Annotated in this window: 19 protein-coding genes and 1 riboswitch; of the genes, 18 read left to right on the forward strand and 1 reads right to left on the reverse strand. The window is 48.2% G+C overall.

Annotated features, from left to right (window positions below):
• Positions 1–52: 52 nt before the first annotated feature.
• On the reverse strand, positions 53–496 hold the full coding sequence (tsaA, locus tag ACN6MV_RS03220) for a tRNA (N6-threonylcarbamoyladenosine(37)-N6)-methyltransferase TrmO (RefSeq protein ID WP_419885663.1): 444 nt from the start codon (positions 494–496) through the stop codon (positions 53–55).
• Positions 497–623: 127 nt separating this feature from the next.
• On the opposite strand from tsaA, the gene ACN6MV_RS03225 reads away from it, so the two are divergent.
• From ACN6MV_RS03225 to ilvA, 18 genes are all read left to right on the forward strand, one after another.
• Entirely contained in the window at positions 624–2,759 is a 2,136-nt protein-coding gene (locus tag ACN6MV_RS03225) for a DNA topoisomerase III (RefSeq protein ID WP_419885664.1), read from the forward strand.
• 172 nt (positions 2,760–2,931) lie between these two features.
• On the forward strand, positions 2,932–4,137 hold the full coding sequence (locus ACN6MV_RS03230) for an MFS transporter (RefSeq protein WP_419885665.1): 1,206 nt from the start codon (positions 2,932–2,934) through the stop codon (positions 4,135–4,137).
• A 112-nt stretch (positions 4,138–4,249) separates the two neighbouring features.
• Positions 4,250–4,513: a DUF1294 domain-containing protein gene (locus ACN6MV_RS03235; protein WP_042124022.1), complete on the forward strand. Its 264-nt coding sequence runs from the start codon at positions 4,250–4,252 to the stop codon at positions 4,511–4,513.
• Positions 4,514–4,553: 40 nt separating this feature from the next.
• The gene (locus ACN6MV_RS03240; RefSeq protein WP_042124024.1) at positions 4,554–4,988 is read left to right on the forward strand and encodes a universal stress protein; all 435 of its coding nucleotides are present in this window, start codon (positions 4,554–4,556) and stop codon (positions 4,986–4,988) included.
• Between the two features lie 228 nt (positions 4,989–5,216).
• Positions 5,217–5,318, forward strand: a riboswitch (purine riboswitch).
• 210 nt (positions 5,319–5,528) lie between these two features.
• A complete protein-coding gene (purE, locus tag ACN6MV_RS03245) occupies positions 5,529–6,014 on the forward strand; it encodes a 5-(carboxyamino)imidazole ribonucleotide mutase (protein ID WP_042184739.1) in 486 nt (161 codons plus the stop codon).
• Positions 6,011–7,246 carry a 5-(carboxyamino)imidazole ribonucleotide synthase gene (purK, locus tag ACN6MV_RS03250; RefSeq protein ID WP_419885666.1) on the forward strand — a complete coding sequence of 412 codons (1,236 nt, stop codon included), beginning with the start codon at positions 6,011–6,013 and terminating at the stop codon, positions 7,244–7,246. Before purE ends, purK begins: the two co-directional genes overlap by 4 nt.
• Before the next feature lie 5 nt (positions 7,247–7,251).
• The gene (gene purB / locus ACN6MV_RS03255; protein WP_042124027.1) at positions 7,252–8,547 is read left to right on the forward strand and encodes an adenylosuccinate lyase; all 1,296 of its coding nucleotides are present in this window, start codon (positions 7,252–7,254) and stop codon (positions 8,545–8,547) included.
• A 312-nt stretch (positions 8,548–8,859) separates the two neighbouring features.
• Positions 8,860–9,750 carry a phosphoribosylaminoimidazolesuccinocarboxamide synthase gene (locus ACN6MV_RS03260; RefSeq protein WP_042124030.1) on the forward strand — a complete coding sequence of 297 codons (891 nt, stop codon included), beginning with the start codon at positions 8,860–8,862 and terminating at the stop codon, positions 9,748–9,750.
• A 133-nt stretch (positions 9,751–9,883) separates the two neighbouring features.
• A complete protein-coding gene (gene purS, locus ACN6MV_RS03265) occupies positions 9,884–10,129 on the forward strand; it encodes a phosphoribosylformylglycinamidine synthase subunit PurS (RefSeq protein WP_036680912.1) in 246 nt (81 codons plus the stop codon).
• Positions 10,130–10,134: 5 nt separating this feature from the next.
• Positions 10,135–10,824 carry a phosphoribosylformylglycinamidine synthase subunit PurQ gene (gene purQ / locus ACN6MV_RS03270; protein ID WP_042124034.1) on the forward strand — a complete coding sequence of 230 codons (690 nt, stop codon included), beginning with the start codon at positions 10,135–10,137 and terminating at the stop codon, positions 10,822–10,824.
• Positions 10,802–13,048 (forward strand): phosphoribosylformylglycinamidine synthase subunit PurL, encoded by a 2,247-nt coding sequence (gene purL, locus ACN6MV_RS03275; protein ID WP_419885667.1) that lies wholly within the window; start codon positions 10,802–10,804, stop codon positions 13,046–13,048. Before purQ ends, purL begins: the two co-directional genes overlap by 23 nt.
• On the forward strand, positions 13,033–14,529 hold the full coding sequence (gene purF / locus ACN6MV_RS03280) for an amidophosphoribosyltransferase (protein WP_076121671.1): 1,497 nt from the start codon (positions 13,033–13,035) through the stop codon (positions 14,527–14,529). Before purL ends, purF begins: the two co-directional genes overlap by 16 nt.
• A gap of 428 nt (positions 14,530–14,957) precedes the next feature.
• Positions 14,958–15,998 (forward strand): phosphoribosylformylglycinamidine cyclo-ligase, encoded by a 1,041-nt coding sequence (purM, locus tag ACN6MV_RS03285; protein WP_419885668.1) that lies wholly within the window; start codon positions 14,958–14,960, stop codon positions 15,996–15,998.
• Positions 15,998–16,615, forward strand: coding sequence for a phosphoribosylglycinamide formyltransferase (purN, locus tag ACN6MV_RS03290; RefSeq protein WP_042124042.1), 618 nt, complete (start codon positions 15,998–16,000; stop codon positions 16,613–16,615). The genes purM and purN overlap by 1 nt, the downstream gene beginning before the upstream one ends.
• Before the next feature lie 161 nt (positions 16,616–16,776).
• The gene (purH, locus tag ACN6MV_RS03295) at positions 16,777–18,324 is read left to right on the forward strand and encodes a bifunctional phosphoribosylaminoimidazolecarboxamide formyltransferase/IMP cyclohydrolase (RefSeq protein WP_419885669.1); all 1,548 of its coding nucleotides are present in this window, start codon (positions 16,777–16,779) and stop codon (positions 18,322–18,324) included.
• Positions 18,325–18,347: 23 nt separating this feature from the next.
• The gene (gene purD / locus ACN6MV_RS03300) at positions 18,348–19,613 is read left to right on the forward strand and encodes a phosphoribosylamine--glycine ligase (RefSeq protein ID WP_419885670.1); all 1,266 of its coding nucleotides are present in this window, start codon (positions 18,348–18,350) and stop codon (positions 19,611–19,613) included.
• Positions 19,614–19,899: 286 nt separating this feature from the next.
• A complete protein-coding gene (locus ACN6MV_RS03305; RefSeq protein ID WP_375104740.1) occupies positions 19,900–21,195 on the forward strand; it encodes an SEC-C metal-binding domain-containing protein in 1,296 nt (431 codons plus the stop codon).
• A gap of 194 nt (positions 21,196–21,389) precedes the next feature.
• Positions 21,390–22,652 (forward strand): threonine ammonia-lyase IlvA, encoded by a 1,263-nt coding sequence (ilvA, locus tag ACN6MV_RS03310; RefSeq protein ID WP_042124049.1) that lies wholly within the window; start codon positions 21,390–21,392, stop codon positions 22,650–22,652.
• Positions 22,653–22,735: the final 83 nt, after the last annotated feature.

Raw genomic sequence — 22,735 nt, forward strand, 5'->3', positions numbered from 1 at the left:
GATGTCCTCCCATAACTTTTTATAGAGGTGGTGTTCAAAACTACCACTTCAATTAATCAGCCATCCAGTCCCCCCAATTAGCAGCCCAACCGGGTACGGTCACTTCCATTACGCGATCTGCACTAGGAAAATAGGCTTTGATATCGAGAATTGGTGTACCAGGATAGGCATCAAGCCCAGCCACCTCTACGATGCCAGAAGCTTCATTGACAGACAGGATTGCTGCTACACTAAGCCCAATTGGATTAGGTCGAATAGGGGAACGGGAAGCGAATACTCCAGTTAATGTTTCGTCATAAGGTGGTTGAATCTGTGTAGTCTGGCGGAATTGATCATCTGCAAACTCGTGCAGCCACCAAAGCACTTGGCAATGACTAAATTGAGATAAACCTTTAAGCGCCGGGCTAAATTCCGGTTTGATTTCCAGTCGCAAATTACGTGGCGTACCTGTAACCCAACCTATTGGTACTATATTATAGCTTTCTTGTTCATTCATTGACTATGACTCCTTTCGGGTATCAGATATTATTTAGTGTATAACGGAGTGACCCGGTAAAGCCTGACGATATTTGCTATCATTCATTTAATGCTATAATGAAATTTGATGTGGAAAGGGGAGCATTATGAAGACATTAGTTTTGGCGGAGAAGCCGTCTGTTGCACGCGAGATTGCACGAGTTATGGGATGTAATAATAAACAGAAGAGTTATATTGAAGGTCCAAAATATGTGGTTACCTGGGCGCTGGGACATTTGGTCGGCCTGGCAGAACCTGAGGATTATAATAAAAAGTTTGCAACCTGGGCATTGGAGGATTTACCGATTTTACCGGAGAAGACCAAGTTGAAGGTGCTTCGGGAGACGAATCAGCAATACAAGGCTGTTCAGCATCTAATGAAAAGACAGGATATTGAGGAGCTTGTGGTGGCTACAGACGCTGCCCGTGAAGGTGAGCTGCTGGCTCGCTGGATTATGACTATGGCAGGGTGGAAAAAGCCATTCCGGCGGCTATGGATATCCTCGCAGACCGATAAGGCGATTAAAGAGGGATTCGCTAAGCTCCGCCCAGGTCGGGAATTTGATCGTCTATACGAATCAGCACGTTGCCGCGCAGAGGCGGACTGGATGATTGGTCTTAATGTCACGAGAGCTTTGACTTGCAAGTTCGGTTCGCCGCTCTCGGCAGGACGGGTGCAAACACCGACATTAGGGATGATTATGGATCGTGAAAAGGAAATAACGGGTTTCCGTTCCGTTGATTTTGAGACGTTAACTGCAGATTTCGGGGATTTCCAAGCAGCTTGGCGGGCTAGTAACGGAGATGGGCGGATATTCGAAAAGGAAAAGACAGCAAGTCTGAAGGATAAGCTTACTGGACGTAGCGGACGTATTATTAAGGTGCACAAGAGTGAAAAGAGCGAGCCCCATCCTCTCGCTTATGATCTGACTGAATTGCAGCGTGATGCGAACCGAAAGTTCGGCTTCTCCGCGAAGCAGACTTCCAGTGTGCTCCAGCGTTTATATGAGCAGCACAAGCTAGTCACTTACCCACGTACGGACAGTCGTTACTTAACTGCAGATATGACGGGCACACTTAAGGAAAGACTGGAGAGTGTGGCTGTCGGACCATATGCGGCGCTGGCACGCCCACTGCTGCGCAAACCGCTGCCGATTACGAAGCGAATTGTGGATGATAGTAAAGTAAGTGATCACCATGCCATTATTCCGACAGAGCAGACTGTATTATTAAATGGACTGAGTACTGAGGAACGTAAGCTGTATGATCTGATTGTGCGGCGTTTTATCAGCTTGTTCTATCCCCCAGCGCGCTATGATGCGGTAGCTGTTACCGTCAATGTGGAAGGCGAGAGCTTTCATGTCAAAGGAACGACGGTAAAAGATGCCGGCTGGCGTGAAGTGTACGGTGGAGATATGAGTAATGATGATGACGAGGAATCATCGGACGAGCCAGCAGCTGGCAGTGTAAAGCTGCCTGAGCTTCGCGAAGGGGCAACTGTCACGATTAGCCGTTGTGTAGTGCGTCCTGGACGGACACAGCCACCGAAGCGTTACAATGAAGCTTCACTTTTGACGCAAATGGAGAAGCACGGACTGGGAACCCCGGCGACGCGCGCGGATATTATCGAGAAGCTGGTGAGCTCCGATACCATTGAACGTCAGGGCAATCTTCTGCATCCGACCGGAAAAGGCAAGCAGCTTATCGAACTGGTATCCACCCAGCTACGGACTCCGGATCTAACTGCGCGCTGGGAAGCTGAGCTGGAGAAAATTGCGCGTGGTCAAGGTAAACCGGAGCTCTTTTTGCAAGGTATACGCAGTATGGCACAAGAATTAGTGACTGGTGTAAAAACAAGCGGAGCAGAATACAAACCGCATAATGTCTCAAACAGTAATTGTCCGGAATGCGGTACAAGACTACTCGAGAAAAAGAGCAAACGGGGGAAGTTGCTTGTGTGTCCTGCGGATAACTGTGGTTATACCCGGGCCGGAGAGAAAAGATTATCGAATCGCCGCTGTCCGCAGTGCCATAAGAAAATGGAGCTTAAAGAGGGTAAAGCAGGTATGTTCGTTCAATGTCTGGGCTGTGGAATCACAGAAACTTTGGATAAGGACCACAAGCATGTGAATAAACGCGAACAGCAAAAGCTGGTACAGCAATACAGTAAGCAAGAAAGCATTGGCTCTAACCTTGGGGAACTGCTGAAAGCAGCGCTTGAAGGGCAAAAGAAGGATAAGTAGAGAGCTAGGTAAACCTGTTGTTGCTACTAACTTTTGTTCAGGGAAATTGGATAGTAATAATGAAGACTGCTGAGTTTGCTCAGTAGTCTTTTTTTATTCGCGTAAGTTTTTGTAGTCTAAGGATAGGCTTTGAATTAGAATGTTAAGCAAATACATAGAGCAGGTGATTAGGGTGGCAGCGGAGCAGCAAGTGGATCCAGTGAAAGCGGCAGATAGCCCACAGGGTCAGGGTAACAGCAGGTTTTTCTTTCTTGTGATTGTATTTATGTTCTGGTTCTCTTCTTATATTTATGTTCCGGTGCTTTCACCGTATGTGGAGCATTTGGGAGCATCGTATTTTATGGTGGGCATGGTGCTTGGCGTATACGGGTTAATGCAGATCCTGTTCCGACTGCCGATTGGTATCGGTTCAGATTATTTGAATCGGCGGCGGCCGTTTATCTATCTGGGATTGATTGCGAGCGGAGCCAGCTGTTTTCTTTTTATGTGGGGAGCACAGCCTGTTTGGGCATTGGCAGCACGTGCGGTATCCGGTATAGCGGCTTCGGCATGGGTCGTGTACACTGTGATGTTCGCGGGCTATTTCCCGAAAGAGGAAGCTGGAAAAGCAATGGGCATGCTGCAATTTACTACAGTTATCGCCCAATTGACCAGTATGATGATCAGTGGCTATATGGTGGAGCATTGGGGCTGGAATACCCCGTTCTTGATGGGTGGAATTGTAGCGATTGCGGCGTTGCTGCTTGCTCTGCGATTGCCTGAACAAAAACAAGAGAAACGACAAAGTACCATCCAGATCAAGGATTTGGCGGGTGTTATGAAGGAGCCCCTTTTGGTAAGAGTCTCACTGTTGTCTGTATTGGCACACTGTGTGCTATTCATTACGATGTTCGGATATACTCCGAACCAAGCCCTGAATATCGGAGCAAGCAAAGAAAGCTTGGGCTGGCTGACGCTTGCTTTCATGATTCCGCATGCTGTCGCGACCCTCTACGGCTCACGGACATTCGGAAGACTCCTAGGGGACAGGGGAACGCTTATCATAGGCTTCGCGGGAAGTGCATTGTTTACACTTCTTATTCCTTCTATGCCGACGTTAGCGATGCTTTGTCTGACTCAGGTAGGAAACGGATTTATGCAGGGACTTATTTTTCCATTGTTGTTAGGCAAGTCGGTGTCAGAAGTGGATCCATATAAACGCGCAACAGCTATGGGCTTCTATCAGGCTGTCTATGCGGTAGGCATGTCGGCGGGACCGTTCGTGGCAGGCTGGATGAGTGCTCACTATGGTTTGACCGGGGGGTTTTGGCTGGGCGGAATTGCGGCGGCGCTGGCTGCGGTGTTGTCATGGATATGGATGAAGGATGCGAAGCAGTGAAACGAAAGAAGCAGACAGCGAAGTTATCAGAGCGTGTAAGGATGATTGGTTTTTTGTGAAAAAGAGGAATATAATAGAGATAGATAGGTAGCAAGGAGGAGAGCCCGGGAGAATGGTCAAGGTTATAATGTTGTGGTTTGTGGTAATTAATATAATCGGATATGTAGTGATGTCCGAAGACAAGATCAAAGCCCGTAAACGGCGAGAACGTGTACCTGAGAAGACACTTTTTCTGCTGGCAGCTATGGGCGGGGCACTAGGCGTGCTGATTGCCATGTATCGTAAGCGCCACAAGACACGACATATGTCCTTTAGGATCGGAATTCCGTTACTTCTGTTGCTGAATATCTTTTTGTACAGCTATTTTTTAAGGTGATAGTCTTTATGATTACAAACTAGAAAAAGAGGTGGCGTACATGTTATTCTCTAAAATTTTACTCGCCTATGATGGATCAAAGGCTTCTAATCAAGCATTGGAGCGCGCAATTGAACTCGCAAAAGTAACTCCGGGCTCTACGCTGCATGTTGTTCACGCATTTGAATTCCCAAGATTTTTTATCGGAGAAGCTTTAGCACCACTGCCAGCTTCAGTAAATAAAGAATATTATGATTTAGCAGTACAAACTACGGAAGAAGTGAAGGGACGCCTTGAGGCTGAAGGCTTGAATGCTGAGGTTGAGCTTTTACAAGGATCACCTGCTGAAGTGATTTTGAAATATGCTAAAGAAAAGGCTGTGGACATCATTGTCATCGGCAGCCGCGGACTTGGCGGAATACGTGAATTTGTTCTGGGAAGTGTGAGTCACAATGTAGTACAAAGCGCCCGCATTCCTGTGCTGGTGGTCAAATAATATAGAGTTAAAAGGGACGCTTATGGCGTTCCTTTTTTCAAATATAAGAAAGTATAAGTTTTATGCTTAATATAACATCTGGTGTTAGAACTAAGAGTGTACGGAAAGAAGTCTTTATCATCAAAATAAGTGGCTGTTGAGAATTTAAATTCGCCTAAAAGCGAACGTTTAGTAATCCTAATTTACAAATGTTCGTGTTTGAGTTGACATCCTGTGTAGGGGATTGTTAAACTGATGTCATGAGCAACTCGTATAAAACCGGGGATATGGCCCGGAAGTTTCTACCCGGGAACCGTAAATTACCGGACTACGAGGAAATAGGATGATAGAATGCGGCAATGCGGTCCGGGTAACGGAATGATGCATTATGCCATTTTCCGCGCTTAATGCAGCCTAATGATAGGCACGCGGATTATTTTTTCCTAATTTCTTTACTAGTCCGATCCTCCCGCAGCAAAATGCGTCTGGTCATCGGGCTTTTTTTATTCGAATTTATAAGATAAAGATATCCATACTAGTGACTGGAAGGTAGGTCGAATCATGTCAGTACAGGTAGCTGTTATCATGGGCAGTAAATCGGATTGGGACACGATGGAGCACGCTTGTGCGGTGCTTGAAGAGCTGGGATTATCTTATGAGAAGAAGGTAGTATCCGCGCACCGGACGCCGGACTTGATGTTCAGCTATGCGGAGGAAGCCGCGGGCCGGGGTATTCGCGTCATTATTGCAGGAGCGGGCGGTGCCGCGCATTTGCCGGGTATGGTGGCAGCAAAGACGATCCTGCCTGTGATTGGAGTGCCAGTGCAGTCGAAGGCGCTTAACGGGCTGGATTCGCTTCTCTCCATCGTGCAGATGCCAGGGGGCATTCCAGTGGCAACGGTAGCCATTGGTAAGGCAGGTGCCATTAATGCAGGCCTCCTGGCCGCACAGATTATCGGAGCGTTCGATCCAGAAGTGCAGCAGCGTGCGCAGCTGCGGCGGGATGCGATCCGCGACGAAGTCCTTGAAAGCAGCGACAGCTTATGAGACCGGAGGAGCTGAAGCTGCAGGAGGCTGGCGGCGCTAATTCGCCAGCTGCTACTAATGCGTCCGGTACGGGCACCGTCCGGACGCTACTGCCCGGCGCGACCGTCGGCGTGCTCGGCGGCGGGCAGCTCGGGCGCATGATGGCGCTGGCTGGCAGCGCCATGGGCTACCGCTTCGTGGCGCTGGACCCTGCGCCGGATGCGCCTAGCGGTCAAGTTACGCCGCAGATTACAGCGGCGTATAACGACCGGGACGCGGCGCGGGAGCTAGCGCGCCGCTCGGACGTCATCACGTACGAGTTCGAGAACGTCGACGCGGGCGTTGCCGCGCTGCTGACGGAGGAATCGTACGTGCCGCAGGGCAGCGCGCTGCTGTATACGACACAGCATCGGCTGCGCGAAAAAACCGCCATCGAGGCGGCAGGCGTACCTGTCGCCCCGTACCGGAAGGTGGATAGCCTTGCGGAGCTGAAAGTGGCGGCGATTGAACTTGGACTTCCCTGTGTGCTGAAGACAGCCACAGGCGGTTATGACGGTAAGGGACAAGCAGTGATTCGGCAGGAGGAAGAGCTGGAAGAAGCCTTCCGGCAAGTAGCTCCCGGAGCGGTTGTACCGGAGCTGGTGCTTGAGAAATTTGTAGCTTTTAAGTGTGAAATATCCGTCGTTGCTGCACGCAGTGCATCTGGAGAGGTTAAGAGCTTCCCACCATCGGAGAATATTCATGTGAATAATATTTTGCATCTGTCTATTGTGCCTGCAAGAGTGTCAGAGGAGATTCAGCGGAGAGCATGCGAATTGGCAGAGACATTAATTGCTGGACTTGATGCGGTTGGGCTATTGGCTGTAGAAATGTTCGTCACAGAGGACGGAGAATTGTTCGTCAATGAACTGGCACCAAGGCCGCATAACTCCGGGCATTACACCATGGACGCTTGCGCGACTTCACAGTTCGAGCAGCATGTCCGGGCGATTTGTAATCTGCCGCTGGGCGATACAACGCTTTTGACACCCGTAGTTATGGTAAATGTACTAGGTCAGCATTTGGATGGCGCCATTAAAGCGACCTGTACACAGGACGAAAAAGATAATAAGCTGGGTGTTGTACCTAAGCTTCATATATATGGCAAGACTGAGAGTAAGACCGGCCGCAAGATGGGCCATATCAATCTGCTCTGCAAGGATACCGGTGACGGCTTGTCCTGGGTGGAGCAATCTAAACTTTGGAGGAACTAAAGAATATGATCGAACGTTACAGCAGACCTGAGATGCGAGCTATTTGGACGGAGGAAAATAAATTCAAAGCGTGGCTGGAAGTTGAAATTTGCGCTTGTGAAGCATGGGCTGAGCTGGGAGTTATCCCGCACGAAGACGCAGCTAAACTGCGTAAAGACGCTAAATTCGACATCGCACGCATTGATGAAATAGAACAAGAGACACGTCATGACGTTATCGCATTTACACGCGCGGTTTCCGAAAGCCTAGGCGCAGAACGCAAATGGGTTCACTACGGTCTTACTTCTACTGACGTGGTAGATACGGCACTGGGTTACTTGCTTCGTCAAGCGAATGAGATTCTAGAGAAGGATATCATCAATTTTATTGAGATCCTTAAAGATAAGGCTATTGCCTACAAAGATACACCGATGATGGGCCGTACACATGGCGTTCATGCCGAGCCAACCACCTTCGGTCTGAAAATGGCGCTTTGGTACGAAGAAATGAAACGTAACCTGGAGCGTTTCCGCCATGCTGCGAACGGTGTGCAGTTTGGTAAAATCTCCGGTGCCGTTGGTACGTACGCGAACATCGATCCTTTCGTAGAAGAATTCGTTTGCCGCAAGCTCGGCACAAGCCCAGCTCCAATCTCTACACAAACGTTACAGCGTGACCGTCATGCTGAATACATGGCTGCACTTGCTTTGGTAGCGACATCGTTAGACAAATTCGCTACTGAAATCCGCGCCCTGCAAAAGAGTGAGATTCGTGAAGTGGAAGAAGCTTTTGCCAAAGGTCAAAAAGGTTCATCCGCTATGCCGCATAAACGTAATCCGATCGGCTGCGAGAACATTTCCGGTCTGTCCCGCGTCATTCGCGGACATATGGTTACAGCTTACGAGAACGTACCGCTCTGGCATGAACGCGATATTTCGCACTCCTCTGTGGAACGTATCATCCTTCCGGATGCGACAATGCTGCTCAACTACATGCTGAACCGTTTCGGTAACATCGTGAAGAACCTGACTGTATTCCCAGAGAACATGAAGCGTAACATGAACCGTACCTTCGGCGTTCCTTTCTCCGGTCGGATCTTGACTAAACTGATCGACAAAGGTCTTAGCCGTGAGCAAGCATACGATACCGTTCAACCGCGTGCTATGCAAGCATGGGAAGAGCAAAAACAATTCCGCGATATCGTGGAAGCTACACCTGAAATCACTAACGTTCTTACCCCAGAAGAGATTGAAGATGCATTTAACCCTTCTTGGCACCTTAAGCATGTGGACACCATCTTCCGCAAGCTAGAGCTTATCTAAAAAAAAGATAGGTTAGTGGTGAACTAAGGAGCTTGGAATAGTACGAGCGGTTAGCGTTGTGCAGAATTGAAATACCGATGGTTAATAAGGAACGAAGAGAATTTTTGGAACTGTAGAAGCGTTAGCGTTCGCCTTTATCCTCGGATTTCTACCGCGAGAAGCGGTTCAAATCAGGAAATCTGAGGATAACAGCGATCGGAAGTCCAAATATTTCTTGTAGTGGACCGATTGACCAATAGATATTTCGACTTTGTAAGTGACGCTTTCGCTCAAGTAATAATTAATGATCATTAGTTCAAGGGAGGAAAGGTCATGACATCGTCGGCCGTATCCACAGCCGTGGAACTCATCAATGCGCCGCTGCTCTATAAAGGGAAGGTTCGTGAGCTGTACGATTTAGGGGAGAATGTACTGATCGTCGTCACGGATCGGATATCTGCTTTTGACTATGTGCTGGACCCAGCGGTACCTGAAAAGGGCAATGTGCTTAACCGTCTGAGTGCGTTCTGGTTCGGAAAGACGAAAGAGCTAATGGAGAATCATGTCGTTCATATCGATGTGGATTTGCTCGGAGACATCGTTAAGGACAAAGAGGCACTCAGAAACCGTGTTATGGTGGTACGCAAAGCGGAACGCATCGATATCGAATGTGTGGTGCGTGGGTGCATTACCGGTGGGGGCTGGAGACAGTATCAAGAAACAGGCAAAGTCAATGGTATTGAGCTTCCTAAAGATTTGCGCAAAAATGCGCTGCTGGCACAGCCGATTTTTACCCCTGCGGCTAAAAATGATGTAGGTCATGATGAGGATATTCCTTTTGAAAAGATGCAGGAGTTAATCGGTGCTGATCTAGCACTCGAGCTGCAGGAGAAGAGCTTGCAGTTGTTCTCTTTTGCCAGAGAGTACTGTGCTGAGCGGGGAATTATTCTTGCAGATTGCAAATTCGAATTCGGCTTGCTGGACGGCAAGGTGATTCTGATTGATGAGATTTTTACGCCGGATGCTTCACGCTTCTGGGCCAAGGACAAATATGCTCTTGATATCGAAATTGATAGTATGGATAAAGAGCCTGTTCGTACGTATCTATCTGCATCCTCCTGGGATAAAAATAGTAAACCTGATCCACTTCCACAAGAAGTAGTTGAAGAAACTACACGCCGTTATCTGGACATTTATCATCGTCTTACTGGCAAGTCTTTATAGCTCAACATAGTGTGTTTACTCATGAGAATAAATTAAGTATATGTTTTTGTTTTTGAAGCTAGAGTTACTTTTAGTAGAGTTTCAGCTTTCAGAAAGTATATACACATAAAAATTTAGGAGGAACTACAAGCATATGTTAAAAGCGACGGTATATGTCACCATCAAGAAGAGCGTTCTCGATCCACAAGGGGTAGCAGTGCAAGGAGCACTTCATTCGGTAGGTTTTCAAGAGGTTGAAAGTTTGCGTATTGGAAAATATATGGAGCTGACTTTGGACACGGACAACCGTGCTGAAGCAGAAGTGCGTCTCAAGGAAATGTGCGAAAAGCTACTTGCCAACACGGTGATCGAGGATTACCGCTACGAATTGGAGGACTAAACGACATGAAATTTGCTGTACTTGTCTTCCCAGGCTCCAACTGTGATATTGATTGCTACAAGGCGGTAGAGGACAGTCTCGGCGAACCCGTCGATTATGTGTGGCATACAGCGACAGATTTGTCGGCGTATGATTGCATTTTGGTTCCAGGCGGATTCTCATATGGTGATTACCTGCGCTGCGGCGCGATTTCAAGATTTGCTCCTGTTATGGCTGAAGTTGCTAAAGCAGCAGAGCAAGGGAAATTCGTGCTAGGCATTTGCAATGGGTTCCAAATTCTTACTGAAGCTGGTTTGTTGCCGGGCGCGCTGCGTCGTAACATGTCCATGAAGTTCCGTTGTCATGATACAGTGCTTAAGGTTGTTAATAACGAAACCCCATTTACTATTGACTATGCTAAGGATGAAGAAATCATCATCCCAATCGCTCACGGCGAAGGAAACTACTACTGTGATGAAGAGACTTTAGCAGAGCTGAAAGCTAACAATCAGATCGTGTTCACATATAGCGATAATCCAAACGGCTCTGTAGCTGATATTGCGGGCGTTAGTAACGTACAGGGCAATGTAGTCGGCATGATGCCTCACCCTGAGCGTGCAGCTAACAGCTTGCTCGGATCAGAAGATGGCAAACGGATGTTCACATCTATACTGAAGACTTGGAGGGATCGTCATGACGCAGCAAGTATCCGTTAAGGAACCGACCGCAGAACAGATCGCAGAGCAGAAAATTTACAGCCAATTCGGTGTGTCGGACAGCGAATATGAGCTCATCAAGTCTTTTATGGGACGTTTGCCGAACTACACCGAAATTGGCGTATTCAGCGTAATGTGGTCCGAACACTGTGCATACAAAAACTCTAAGCCACTGTTGAGACGTTTCCCAGTTACTGGACCACGTGTCCTGATGGGACCCGGCGAAGGCGCAGGGATTGTAGATATCGGAGACAACCAAGCGGTTGTATTCAAAATTGAAAGTCATAACCACCCTTCTGCGGTAGAACCTTTTCAAGGCGCGGCAACAGGCGTAGGTGGCATCATTCGTGATATTTTTTCCATGGGCTCAAGACCTATCGCATTGCTGAATTCCTTGCGTTTCGGCAAACTGGAAAGCGATCGCGTGAAATATTTGTTCGAGCATGTCGTGTCTGGTATTGCTGGTTATGGTAACTGTATCGGGATTCCAACCGTGGGCGGCGAAATCATGTTCGATGATAGCTATGACGGTAACCCGCTTGTTAACGCAATGTGTGTCGGTCTGATCGATCATGATAAAATCCAACGCGGTGTCGCTAAAGGTGTAGGCAACCCGGTCTTCTACGTAGGACCTCCAACAGGACGTGATGGGATTCATGGGGCTACTTTTGCATCCGTGGAACTAAGTGAAGAGTCCGAAGCTAAACGTACAGCTGTACAAGTAGGCGATCCATTTATGGAGAAGCTCGTTATGGAATCTTGTTTAGAGTTAATCGACAGCGGTATCGTTATTGGGATTCAAGATATGGGTGCGGCTGGACTTACCTGCTCTAGTGCCGAGATGGCAAGTAAAGCGGGCAACGGTCTGGAGCTGTATCTGGATCAGGTGCCACAACGTGAAGACGGCATGACTCCTTATGAAATGATGCTTTCGGAATCGCAAGAACGGATGTTGTTCGTAGTAGAACCGAAGGATGAAGCTCAGGCGCAAGAGATTTTTGATCGCTGGGGTGTAATCTGCTGTAAGGTCGGTAAAGTTACGGATGACGGTCGCTTGAAGCTGTATCATCACGGTGAAGTTGTTGGAGACATGCCAGTAACAGCGCTCGTGGATGAGTGCCCAGTCTATAACAAACCATCTGAGGTTCCTGCTTATTATGTAGAAAATGAATCGGTGGACACGCTTCGTTACGAGGAAGTTACGGACTTAGGCGGTGCACTGCGTACTGTTCTTGGATCACCAACCGTAGCAAGCAAAGCATGGGTATACAACCAATATGATTATATGGTGCGTACTAGCACGGCTGTTCGACCTGGATCTGATGCGGCTGTAGTTACCATTCATGGTACACGTAAAGGGTTAGCGATGACTACGGACTGTAACGGTCGCTACGTTTATCTTGATCCTGAAGTGGGCGGACGTATTGCAGTCAGCGAAGCGGCACGTAACATCGTTTGTTCCGGTGCTGAACCATTGGCTATTACGGATAACCTAAACTTCGGAAACCCTGAGAAACCTGATGTGTTCTGGCAAATGGAACGTGCGGTTGATGGTATGGCTGAAGCTTGTCGTGTGCTGGATACTCCGGTTATCGGTGGTAATGTCAGTCTTTATAACGAAAATACTACGGGATCCATCTATCCAACGCCGGTTGTCGGCATGGTTGGTTTAGTAGCGGATACAGATCATATTACGACTCAAGGATTCAAACAAGAAGGAGACTCTATCCTTCTGCTAGGTGTAACAAAAGCTGAGCTTGGTGGTAGTGAATTTCAATATGCCGTTCATGGTGTAACCGAAGGCCGACCTCCAGCTTTGGATTTGGCTACTGAGAAAAAACTGCTGAGCGCAGTGCTTCAATCGATTCGCGGCGGTCTGGTGCGTTCGGCACATGACTTGTCCGAAGGCGGCCTTGCTGTAGCACTTGCAGAGAGCTGTATCAGCGGTGGCATTGGTGCGAACGTTGAGCTTTCTGCTAATGGACTTAGATCCGATGTAGCATTGTTCAGTGAGAGCCAATCGCGTATCGTGCTGACAGCAGCGCCTGAACGTGCAGAAGAGCTAAAAGCAGCGATTGCTGCCAGCGGCGTACCCGTGGAAATCATCGGAACTGTAGGTGGAGACAGACTGCGCGTAAATCTGGACGGTGCATCCGTATTAGATGAAGCTGTAGCAGAATTGAAATTCGTGTGGGAGGATGCTATTCCATGTCTTATGAAATAAAGACCGGGAAAGAGCAGGAGACTCCTATCCTGTGGACTGGTGACTTTTACAATGAAGGAACGGGCTCGGGAGATATTTTTGACACATTAAAAGAAGAATGCGGCGTTTTCGGGGTCTTCGGACACCCGGAAGCGGCGTCCATGTCTTATTACGGCTTGCACGCCTTACAGCACCGAGGGGAAGAAAGTGCGGGCATCTGCGTAGCAGATGGTCGTGATTTCAACTATCACCGCGGGATGGGGTTAGTAAAAGAAGTATTCGACAAGGACAAAATTGCCTCACTGGTTGGAGACATGTCTATCGGGCATGTACGTTATTCCACCAGTGGGGACAGCCGCTTAACCAATGCACAGCCGCTCGTATTCAAATATCGTGACGGTGATTTGGCGATTGCTACAAACGGTAACATTGTTAATGAACCGTTGATTCGTAAGCAGCTAGAGCAAAGCGGATCGATCTTTCAAACCACAAGTGATACCGAAGTGCTGGCGCATCTGATTGCACGTTCGCCTAAGGATTTTGTTGAAGCGGCTAAGGATGCGCTGAAACAACTGGTTGGCGGGTTCGCTTTTCTGCTCATGACGAATGACAAATTAATTGTTGCTTCGGATTCTCACGGTTTGCGTCCGCTTGTAATGGGGCGGATCGGCGATGCCTATATTTTTGCTTCCGAATCTTGCGCACTAGAAGTCATCGGAGCGCAGCTGGTTCGCGATATCGAACCCGGCGAACTGCTCGTGCTCGATAAAAACGGCCTCTTAGAGGACCGTTTTACCGAGCCTAAACGTAAAGCGCTGTGCGCGATGGAGTATATTTACTTCTCTCGTCCAGACAGTGATATGAACGGCGCTAACCTGCACACCGCCCGGAAGCGGATGGGTAGCCGCATGGCATTAGAAGCTTTCGTAGATGCTGACCTCGTAACCGGTGTGCCGGATTCAAGTATCTCTGCAGCGATCGGATATGCGGAGCAGACGGGCATTCCTTATGAGCTTGGGCTCATCAAGAATAAATACACAGGCCGGACCTTCATCCAGCCGAGCCAAGAATTGCGTGAGCAAGGTGTGAAAATGAAGCTAAGCGCGGTTCGCAGCGTGGTGGATGGTAAACGTGTCGTCATGATCGATGATTCCATCGTGCGGGGCACAACTTCGCGGCGGATCGTCAATCTGCTTCGTGAAGCGGGAGCTGTTGAAGTGCATGTGCGGATAACATCGCCGCCCTTCAAGAATCCTTGCTTCTATGGCATTGATACCCCAGACCGCCGCGATCTCATCGCGTCCTACAAGACCATTGCGGAAATGTGCGAAGAGATCAATGCCGATTCCCTGGCATTCCTGTCACCGGAAGGCCTAATCGCTTCCATTGGTGGTCACAACAAAGATGATTATAAAGGCGGGCTATGCCTTTCCTGCTTCGATAACGATTACCCGACGCAGGTTGATTTTGGCGGGGAAGAGAAAGATGGCTGCAGCTGCTAGCGTAGGGTTTTAGCCCTCCGTCTGCATGCTACCGCCGAGACTGGCTTGCCAAGCTCGGCGCTTCGCTTATTTCGCTTAAGGAGGTGCATGGCGCAGCTCATGCACCGAGGTCTTGAGGTCCGTGTGCAAGGCGCGCACTGCGGCTTGCAGTAGGGTGAAAGCGGTGGTTGGAGGGAGTTATGGAGAGGAAGTTTGGAACTGTAGAAGCGTTAGCGTTCGTCCGAAAGCTTTCCGTAGGAAAGCTCGCTTCGTAAGCATACGCTTATGTTTGGATTTCTACCGCGATGAGCGGTTTAAATCAGGAAATTCAAACATAACAGCGATCGGAAGTCCAAACATTCCTCGCAATAACTCCAATAACCACCAATGTAGTTAGTCCCGAATGCGCCCAAACGCGCTCTAAACTATTAAAAGATGAGGTGTCCCAAGTGTCGGAAGCTTATAAAAACGCCGGAGTGGATATTGCGGCTGGTAATGAAGCGGTAGAACGCATGAAGAAACACGTAAAACGTACTTACCGTCCAGAAGTAATGACGGATCTCGGTGGGTTCGGAGCGCTGTTTGGCCTCAATAAAGATAAATATGAAGAGCCAGTCCTTGTGTCTGGTACTGATGGTGTAGGCACGAAGCTCAAAATCGCGTTCGCGGCAGATCGCCATGACACGATTGGGATCGACGCTGTGGCTATGTGCGTGAACGACATTGTAGTGCAAGGCGCAGAGCCGCTCTTTTTCCTCGACTATCTGGCTTGCGACAAAGTCGTGCCGGAGAAAATCGAAGCGATCGTAGCAGGGATCGCAGAGGGCTGTCACCAAGCAGGTTGCGCACTGATTGGCGGCGAAACAGCTGAAATGCCGGGCATGTATTCAGCGGGAGAGTATGATATCGCTGGATTCACGGTTGGTGTAGCTGACAAAGCGAAGTTGGTAACAGGCGCAACCATCGCTGCTGGAGATACAGTGATCGGTCTGGCATCTAGCGGCGTGCACAGCAACGGCTTCTCGCTGGTGCGTAAGCTTTTGCTTGAGGAAGATGGTTATGTTCTGAATGATGTGCTTCCGGAGCTTGGAGCTCCGCTTGTGGATGTACTTCTTGCACCAACTAAGATCTATGTAAAGCCTTTGCTGGCACTGTTAGAGCAGCTTCCGGTAAAAGGTATGGCACATATTACGGGTGGCGGATTCATTGAGAATATCCCGCGCGTATTGCCTGACGGTGTAGATGTGGAGATTAATTACGGATCGTGGCCGATTCTGCCGATCTTCGGATTGATGCAGAACAAAGGAAACGTAAGCAACCGTGATATGTTTACTACTTTTAATATGGGAATTGGACTTGTTCTGGTAGTTAGTGCTGCTGATGGAGAACTTGCTCTTGAACTGCTAAAAGCTAGCGGGGAAGAGGCATATATCATTGGTAAAGTGACAGAAGGGGAACACAAAGTAACCTTTACTGGAGCTGAAGTGTGATGCAATTGAGTCGAATCGCTGTTTTTGCTTCTGGGCAAGGCAGTAATTTTGCAGCACTAATCGATGCACAGAGAGCGGGCTTGCTTGGTGAGGGCAATATTGAGTTGCTTGTATCCGACAAGCCAGAGGCACCTGTAGCTAAGCGTGCGGAGGATGCGGGCATTCCCGCCCTCTTGCTGCGGCCAAAAGATTTCGCCAGCCGTGAAGACTACGAAGCAGAGATCGTAGCAGAGCTTCAGCGGCGGGAAATCGGGCTGGTTGTGCTGGCAGGGTATATGCGTCTCATTACACCTGTGCTGTTAACGCCGTATGCTGGACGAATTATTAACATTCATCCATCGCTGCTGCCTGCTTTTGCGGGAAAAGATGCTATCGGACAAGCGCTGGAATATGGCGTAAAGCTGACGGGTGTTACTGTGCATTTTGTCGATGGAGGTATGGATACCGGGCCTGTTATTGCTCAGCGCAGCATAGCCCTGCAGGATAACGACACGGCGGATTCATTGGCAGAACGTATTCATAAGGTTGAGTATGAGCTGTACCCCGAAGTGGTTGGCGCTTTTGCCAGCGGGAAAGTGGAACTGCGTGGAAGAAAGACGATTATCCGCGAAAAGTAAGCTGCACCGCAGCCATTCGAAGTTTTGGATCGACATTTGGTGACAGACCGAGATGTTTCAGGGTATTTCTCGGGAAATATTGCATAAGCGGCGTTATGTGTCGCGTTGTGGGTTTTCTTCATATTAAATCGCATGTACAACCTGAAGGAGGACTATTCAAAGTGAGTATCAAAAGAGCGCTAGTCAGCGTATCGGATAAAAAAGGTATCGTGGATTTTTGCCGCGAGTTGTCTGCATTAGGCGTAGAAATTATCTCTACAGGTGGAACAAGCACGCTTTTGGCTAAAGAAGGTGTTCCAGTCATCGGGATTTCCGATGTGACAGGATTCCCGGAAATCATGGACGGACGTGTCAAAACGTTGCATCCTGCTGTACACAGCGGATTGCTTGCTGTTCGTGATAACGAGGAGCACACGCGTCAAATGAAGGAGCTTGGACTGGACTACATCGATCTGGTTGTTGTGAATCTGTATCCGTTCGCGGAAACGATCGCAAAACCTGACGTATCCTACGAGGAAGCCATCGAGAATATCGATATCGGCGGACCTACAATGCTGCGTTCTGCAGCGAAGAACCATGCTTTTGTAAGTGTAGTGGTGGATGCTAATGACTACGCTACAGTACTTGAAGAGGTTCGCGCAGGTGGAGATACAACGCTAGAAACACGCAAACGTCTTGCGGCAAAAGTGTTCCGTCATACGGCGGCTTACGATGCCTTAATTTCCGATTATTTGGCTAACGTTACTGGCGAGCCTCTTCCAGAGCGCTACACCGTGACTTATGAGAAAATTCAGGATCTGCGTTATGGTGAGAACCCGCATCAAAAAGCGGCTTTCTATCGCAAGCCATTGGCGGCACTGGATACACTCACTGCGGCTGAGCAATTGCACGGCAAAGAGTTGTCTTACAATAATATCAACGATGCTAACGCAGCACTGCAAATCGTGAAGGAATTTGAAGAGCCTGCTGTCGTAGCGGTTAAACATATGAACCCTTGTGGTGTAGGTGTGGGTGAAAGTGTATACGAAGCTTATCAAAAAGCTTACAACGCCGATCCAACTTCTATCTTTGGCGGAATTGTAGCAGCGAACCGCATAATTGATGCAGACACAGCGAACCTTCTGAAAGATATTTTCCTCGAAATCGTTTTGGCACCAGGCTTTACGGAAGAAGCACTGGAAATCCTTACAAAGAAAAAGAATCTCCGTTTACTCAAAATCGGTAATCTTAGTACGGCTAGTGCGCGTAAGAGCAGCTTTGTAGTGACTTCGATCGATGGAGGAATGGTTGTACAGGAGAGCGATGTGCACTCTGTAAACCCAGATGATCTACAAGTTGTTACGGACCGTAAACCAACAGAAGAAGAATTGAAACAGCTGTTGTTCGGATGGAAAGTAGTTAAGCACGTGAAGTCTAATGCGATTGTACTCGCAGCTGATGATATGACTGTTGGCGTAGGTGCAGGACAAATGAACCGTGTGGGTGCAGCAAAAATTGCAATCGAACAAGCCGGTGAAAAATCCAAGGGAGCTGTACTTGCTTCCGACGCTTTCTTTCCAATGGGCGATACGCTTGAAATGGCAGCAAAAGCAGGTATCACTGCTGTGATACAGCCAGGCGGCTCCATTAAAGACGAAGAATCAATTAAGGTCGCTAATGAGTATGGTATTGCTATGGTCTTCACAGGCGTCCGTCACTTCAAACACTAGAGCACTGGGAGGATCATATTCGGATGGATATTTTAGTGGTTGGCGGCGGCGGCCGGGAACATGCGATGATTTGGAGTTTATCCCAAAGCCCCAAGGCAGGTAAAATCTATTGCGCACCCGGCAACGCCGGGATTGCGCAGTTAGCCGAATGTGTGCCGATCGGAGTATTCGAGTTCGATCGCCTCACGGCTTTTGCAAAAGAGAAGGAAGTAGGTCTTGTTGTAATCGGACCGGATGATCCGCTCGCTGCTGGGATTGTGGATGCTTTTGAAGCACAGGATATTCCTGTGTTTGGTCCACGTAAGAATGCGGCGGAGATCGAAGGCAGCAAAACCTTTATGAAGGATCTTCTGCATAAATATAATATTCCGACAGCAGCCTATGAGAAGTTTGACGACTATGAAGCTGCACTAACTTACTTACGGGAGCAGCCGCTGCCGATCGTCATCAAGGCAGATGGTCTGGCCGCAGGAAAAGGTGTGACGGTCGCTTATTCTCGGGAAGAAGCAGAGCAAGCGCTCGCTGATATTATGGTCACTAAGATATTCGGTGAGGCAGGCGCGCAGGTTGTTATTGAAGAATTTCTAGCTGGACAGGAAATGTCGATTCTGGCTTTTGTCGATGGAGAGACGGTACGTCCTATGGCTGCTGCTCAGGATCATAAGCCCGTATTTGATGGGGATAAAGGTCCTAATACCGGCGGAATGGGTACCTATTCGCCTTTACCACATATTGATGAGGCTATTATCCAAGAAGCAATCGAGACCATCATTAAGCCGACAGCAAAAGCCATGGTGGATGAAGGTCGTCCCTTCAGCGGTGTACTGTTTGCGGGACTAATGATTTCTCCAGAGGGAAAACCTAAGACGATTGAGTTTAATGCTCGTTTCGGTGATCCTGAGACACAGGTCGTGTTGCCTAGACTCAAGAGCGACTTGCTAGAAATCTTTTTGGCGGTTACCGAGGGTAGACTTGCAGATATCGACATAACATGGAGCGACGAAGCGGCTGTATGCGTAGTTCTTGCTTCAGGAGGATATCCAGGCCCTTATCCAAAGGGTGTACCGATTGAAGGCCTTGAAGACAGCCAAGGAGGGCTGATCTTCCATGCCGGTACGGCGCGTGGTGAAGACGGAAGCTGGGTGACAAATGGGGGTCGGGTACTAGGCGTGGTAGGCCTAGGTGCTACGATTGCTGAAGCTCGTGCTGCAGCTTACGCCAGGGCTGAAGGAATTACTTTTTCCGGAAAACAAAGCCGCAGCGACATCGCTATGAAAGCTTTGGTATAAGGATAAAGAACTGTATCTAGCATTTTTTGCGCTAAAAGTCCTAAAAAAGGACTGACAAGTGATAGAAGAAGTGCTATAATACTACACGTACGGGGGAAAATGTGCGGATATATACAGATAAGGGTCTTTCCGATCATGGGAAGGCCCTTTTAAATCGGAGTCCTTCAGACTTTGTGAAGTAACCTTTTAAAGGATGCCTCGTGCCTGGAAATGATGATACTTATAGTGCATACTAGCGATACGCTTATGGCGAATGGCTACTCACAGATTTAAGGAGGAATTCGTTTTGAGTAAGATTGGAAGAAATGATATGTGTCCTTGCGGAAGCGGGAAAAAATATAAGAAATGCTGCCTTGGGAAAGAAACCTCTGCAGTAGAGTCCATCATGCAACTTGTAAACAAGGAAGAAGCGGCTGCTAGCGAGATTGTGGCTGAGAAGCAGGAACCCGTAGCACAACCTGAAGTAAAAATCACTCTTGCTACGCTCAGAAAAAAAGTGTCACGTGATCTGAAATGGGAGCACCCAGCTCATGAACAATTGGCGCTGCACCTTATTGAGAGCATGAGAGAAAGCTATGATAGAGAGCTTATTTGGGAAGCTCTAGTTCTGTGGAATGGTTATTCCCGTAAGACTAAGCCTGCTGTGAAGAAAATGGGCTCTTTCTGCGCAGCAATTGAATTTATTTTGTCTGAGGAATATGGTTTCTCACTAACGCAAGCAGATCTTGCCACTAAACATGAGGTTACTACACCTACTATTTCTAGAAAAGTTAAAGAGATGCTTAATTACATTGAGGAATATGGCATGGGTGGAGCGGAGGAAGAACTACTTCTGCTGAATGTCTCAGGCAGTCCGAAGGATCAGGAGCAGGCTCTATTACAAAAGGCTATGCAAACCAATACATCCAATCGCCGGATTCAGTTAGCTGAAGCCGCGCTAGAGGTTTATCCGGACAGTCCGGATGCTTATCTCATTTTGGCTGAGGAAGCAGAGAACGAAACCGATGCCCGCGCTTTCTTGAAAGCAGGGATGGAAGCAGGTGCACGTGAGCTTGGTGAAGCCTTTTTCGCTGAGAACAAAGGACATTTCTGGGACCTCCACGAGACGCGTCCATACATTCGAATCTGTAAAAGCTACGCTGACTCCTGCTGGTTTAGCGGAAATGCGGAAGAAGCCGCTAAGACGCTCGAACATATTTTAGCGCTTAACCCAGAAGATAACACAGGTGCACGTTACCTTCTGACTGCAGCATACCTCTACAGCAATAAGCTTGCAGAGACGGAATTAGTGCTGGAGAAATTCGGAAAAGATGCTGCAGCGACAGTAGCTTACGACCGTATGGTCTTAGAATATAAGAAGAACGGGATCACTTCCCAACTGAAAATGTTGTACCGCGTAGCGCGGAATGTGAACAAGCATGTGCCGGATTATTTATTAGGAATCAAGAGATTGCCGCACAACTTACCGGATTTTGTAGGGATGGGCGATGCAAACGAAGCGATCGAATATGTGATTGTACACTCACGCTTGTGGACAAGCCTACCTGATCTGCTGAAGTGGATGCTGAAGCAACAGGATTAGTAGTATTCGGATCTTGAACGTATATGAGCTTAAAGAGATTATGGGAGATTCCTATAGTCTCTTTTTTAATATAAAAAAAGTGTAAGTTTTACTTCAATATTGTATTGCGTACAGCGGACAATGCTTGAAAAAATGTCCTTGGGAGAGTATGTTACAAGAAGAGAATGATTAGATGATAGTGAGGCGAGAGGGTTATGAGAGAAGAGGAAGACCGAATCGTAGGAATGGAAGATATCGTACGGGCTCATCACGTACTGCGGGAGGTCATCATCCGGACTCCACTACAGCGTGACGCCGTACTATCGGCCAAGTATGATTGCGATGTATATTTGAAGCGCGAGGATTTACAGATTGTCCGTTCTTTTAAAATCCGTGGAGCTTATAATATGATTCGTAGTCTATCAGCAGAAGATAGAGCTAAAGGCATTGTCTGCGCGAGTGCAGGAAATCATGCACAAGGTGTAGCCTACTCCTGTAAGGCACTTGGAATTAAGGGCAAGGTCTATATGCCGAGCACCACACCTAACCAGAAGGTGAAGCAAGTTCGGCGGTTCGGCGGTGAGTTTGTTGAGGTCATTCTGAAGGGTGATACTTTCGATGACGCTTATGATGAAGCACTGCAAGCTTGTATAGATCATGGAATGACGTTGATCCATCCGTTTGATGAGCCGAGAATTATTGCAGGCAATGGAACAATAGCGATGGAAGTAATGGAGAATCTGGACCATCCTGCCGATTTTATGTTCGTAACGATTGGTGGGGGCGGCCTGGCAGCAGGAATAGCCACTTATGTGAAGACGGTCAGTCCATCCACTAAGTTGATTGGCGTGGAACCGCTCGGAGCCGCTTCAATGACTGAAGCGATCAAGCTTGGAGAAGTGGTAACGCTTAAAGAAATTAACAAGTTCGTGGACGGAGCGGCTGTTAAGCGCGTCGGCGGACTGACTTATGATATTTGTTCCCGGCATCTGGATGACATTGTGATGGTGCCTGAAGGTAAAGCTTGTACCACCATTCTGGAACTGTATAACGAGAATGCTATAGTGGTTGAGCCAGCGGGCTCCTTACCTATCGCAGCACTTGATCAATACCGTGATCAAATCCGCGGCAAGACGGTTGTCTGCATCATCAGCGGTGGTAACAATGATATTGACCGTATGCAGGAGATCAAAGAGCGGTCTCTGATCTACGAAGGCTTAAAGCACTACTTCATGGTGAACTTCCCGCAACGGGCAGGTGCCCTGCGTGAGTTCTTGGGTGAGATCCTTGGGCCTCACGATGATATTACCCGATTCGAGTATATTAAGAAGCATGATAAAGAGAACGGCCCTGCGCTTGTAGGCATTGAACTATTATCTACAGATGCCTATGAACCTCTCATCGAACGGATGCAGCAGAAGGGCGTCGATTACGTAGAAATCAATAAGGATTCCAATCTCTTTAACATCCTTATTTAATTTCCTTCATCACTTTAATTATTTCGTTAATGAACATAGAAAGGCCCGTCCCAGAATAAAGTGGGGCGGGCCTTTTGTATAAT

The organism is Paenibacillus sp. B-A-8, from assembly GCF_048572915.1.
GTDB lineage: Bacteria > Bacillota > Bacilli > Paenibacillales > Paenibacillaceae > Paenibacillus_AQ.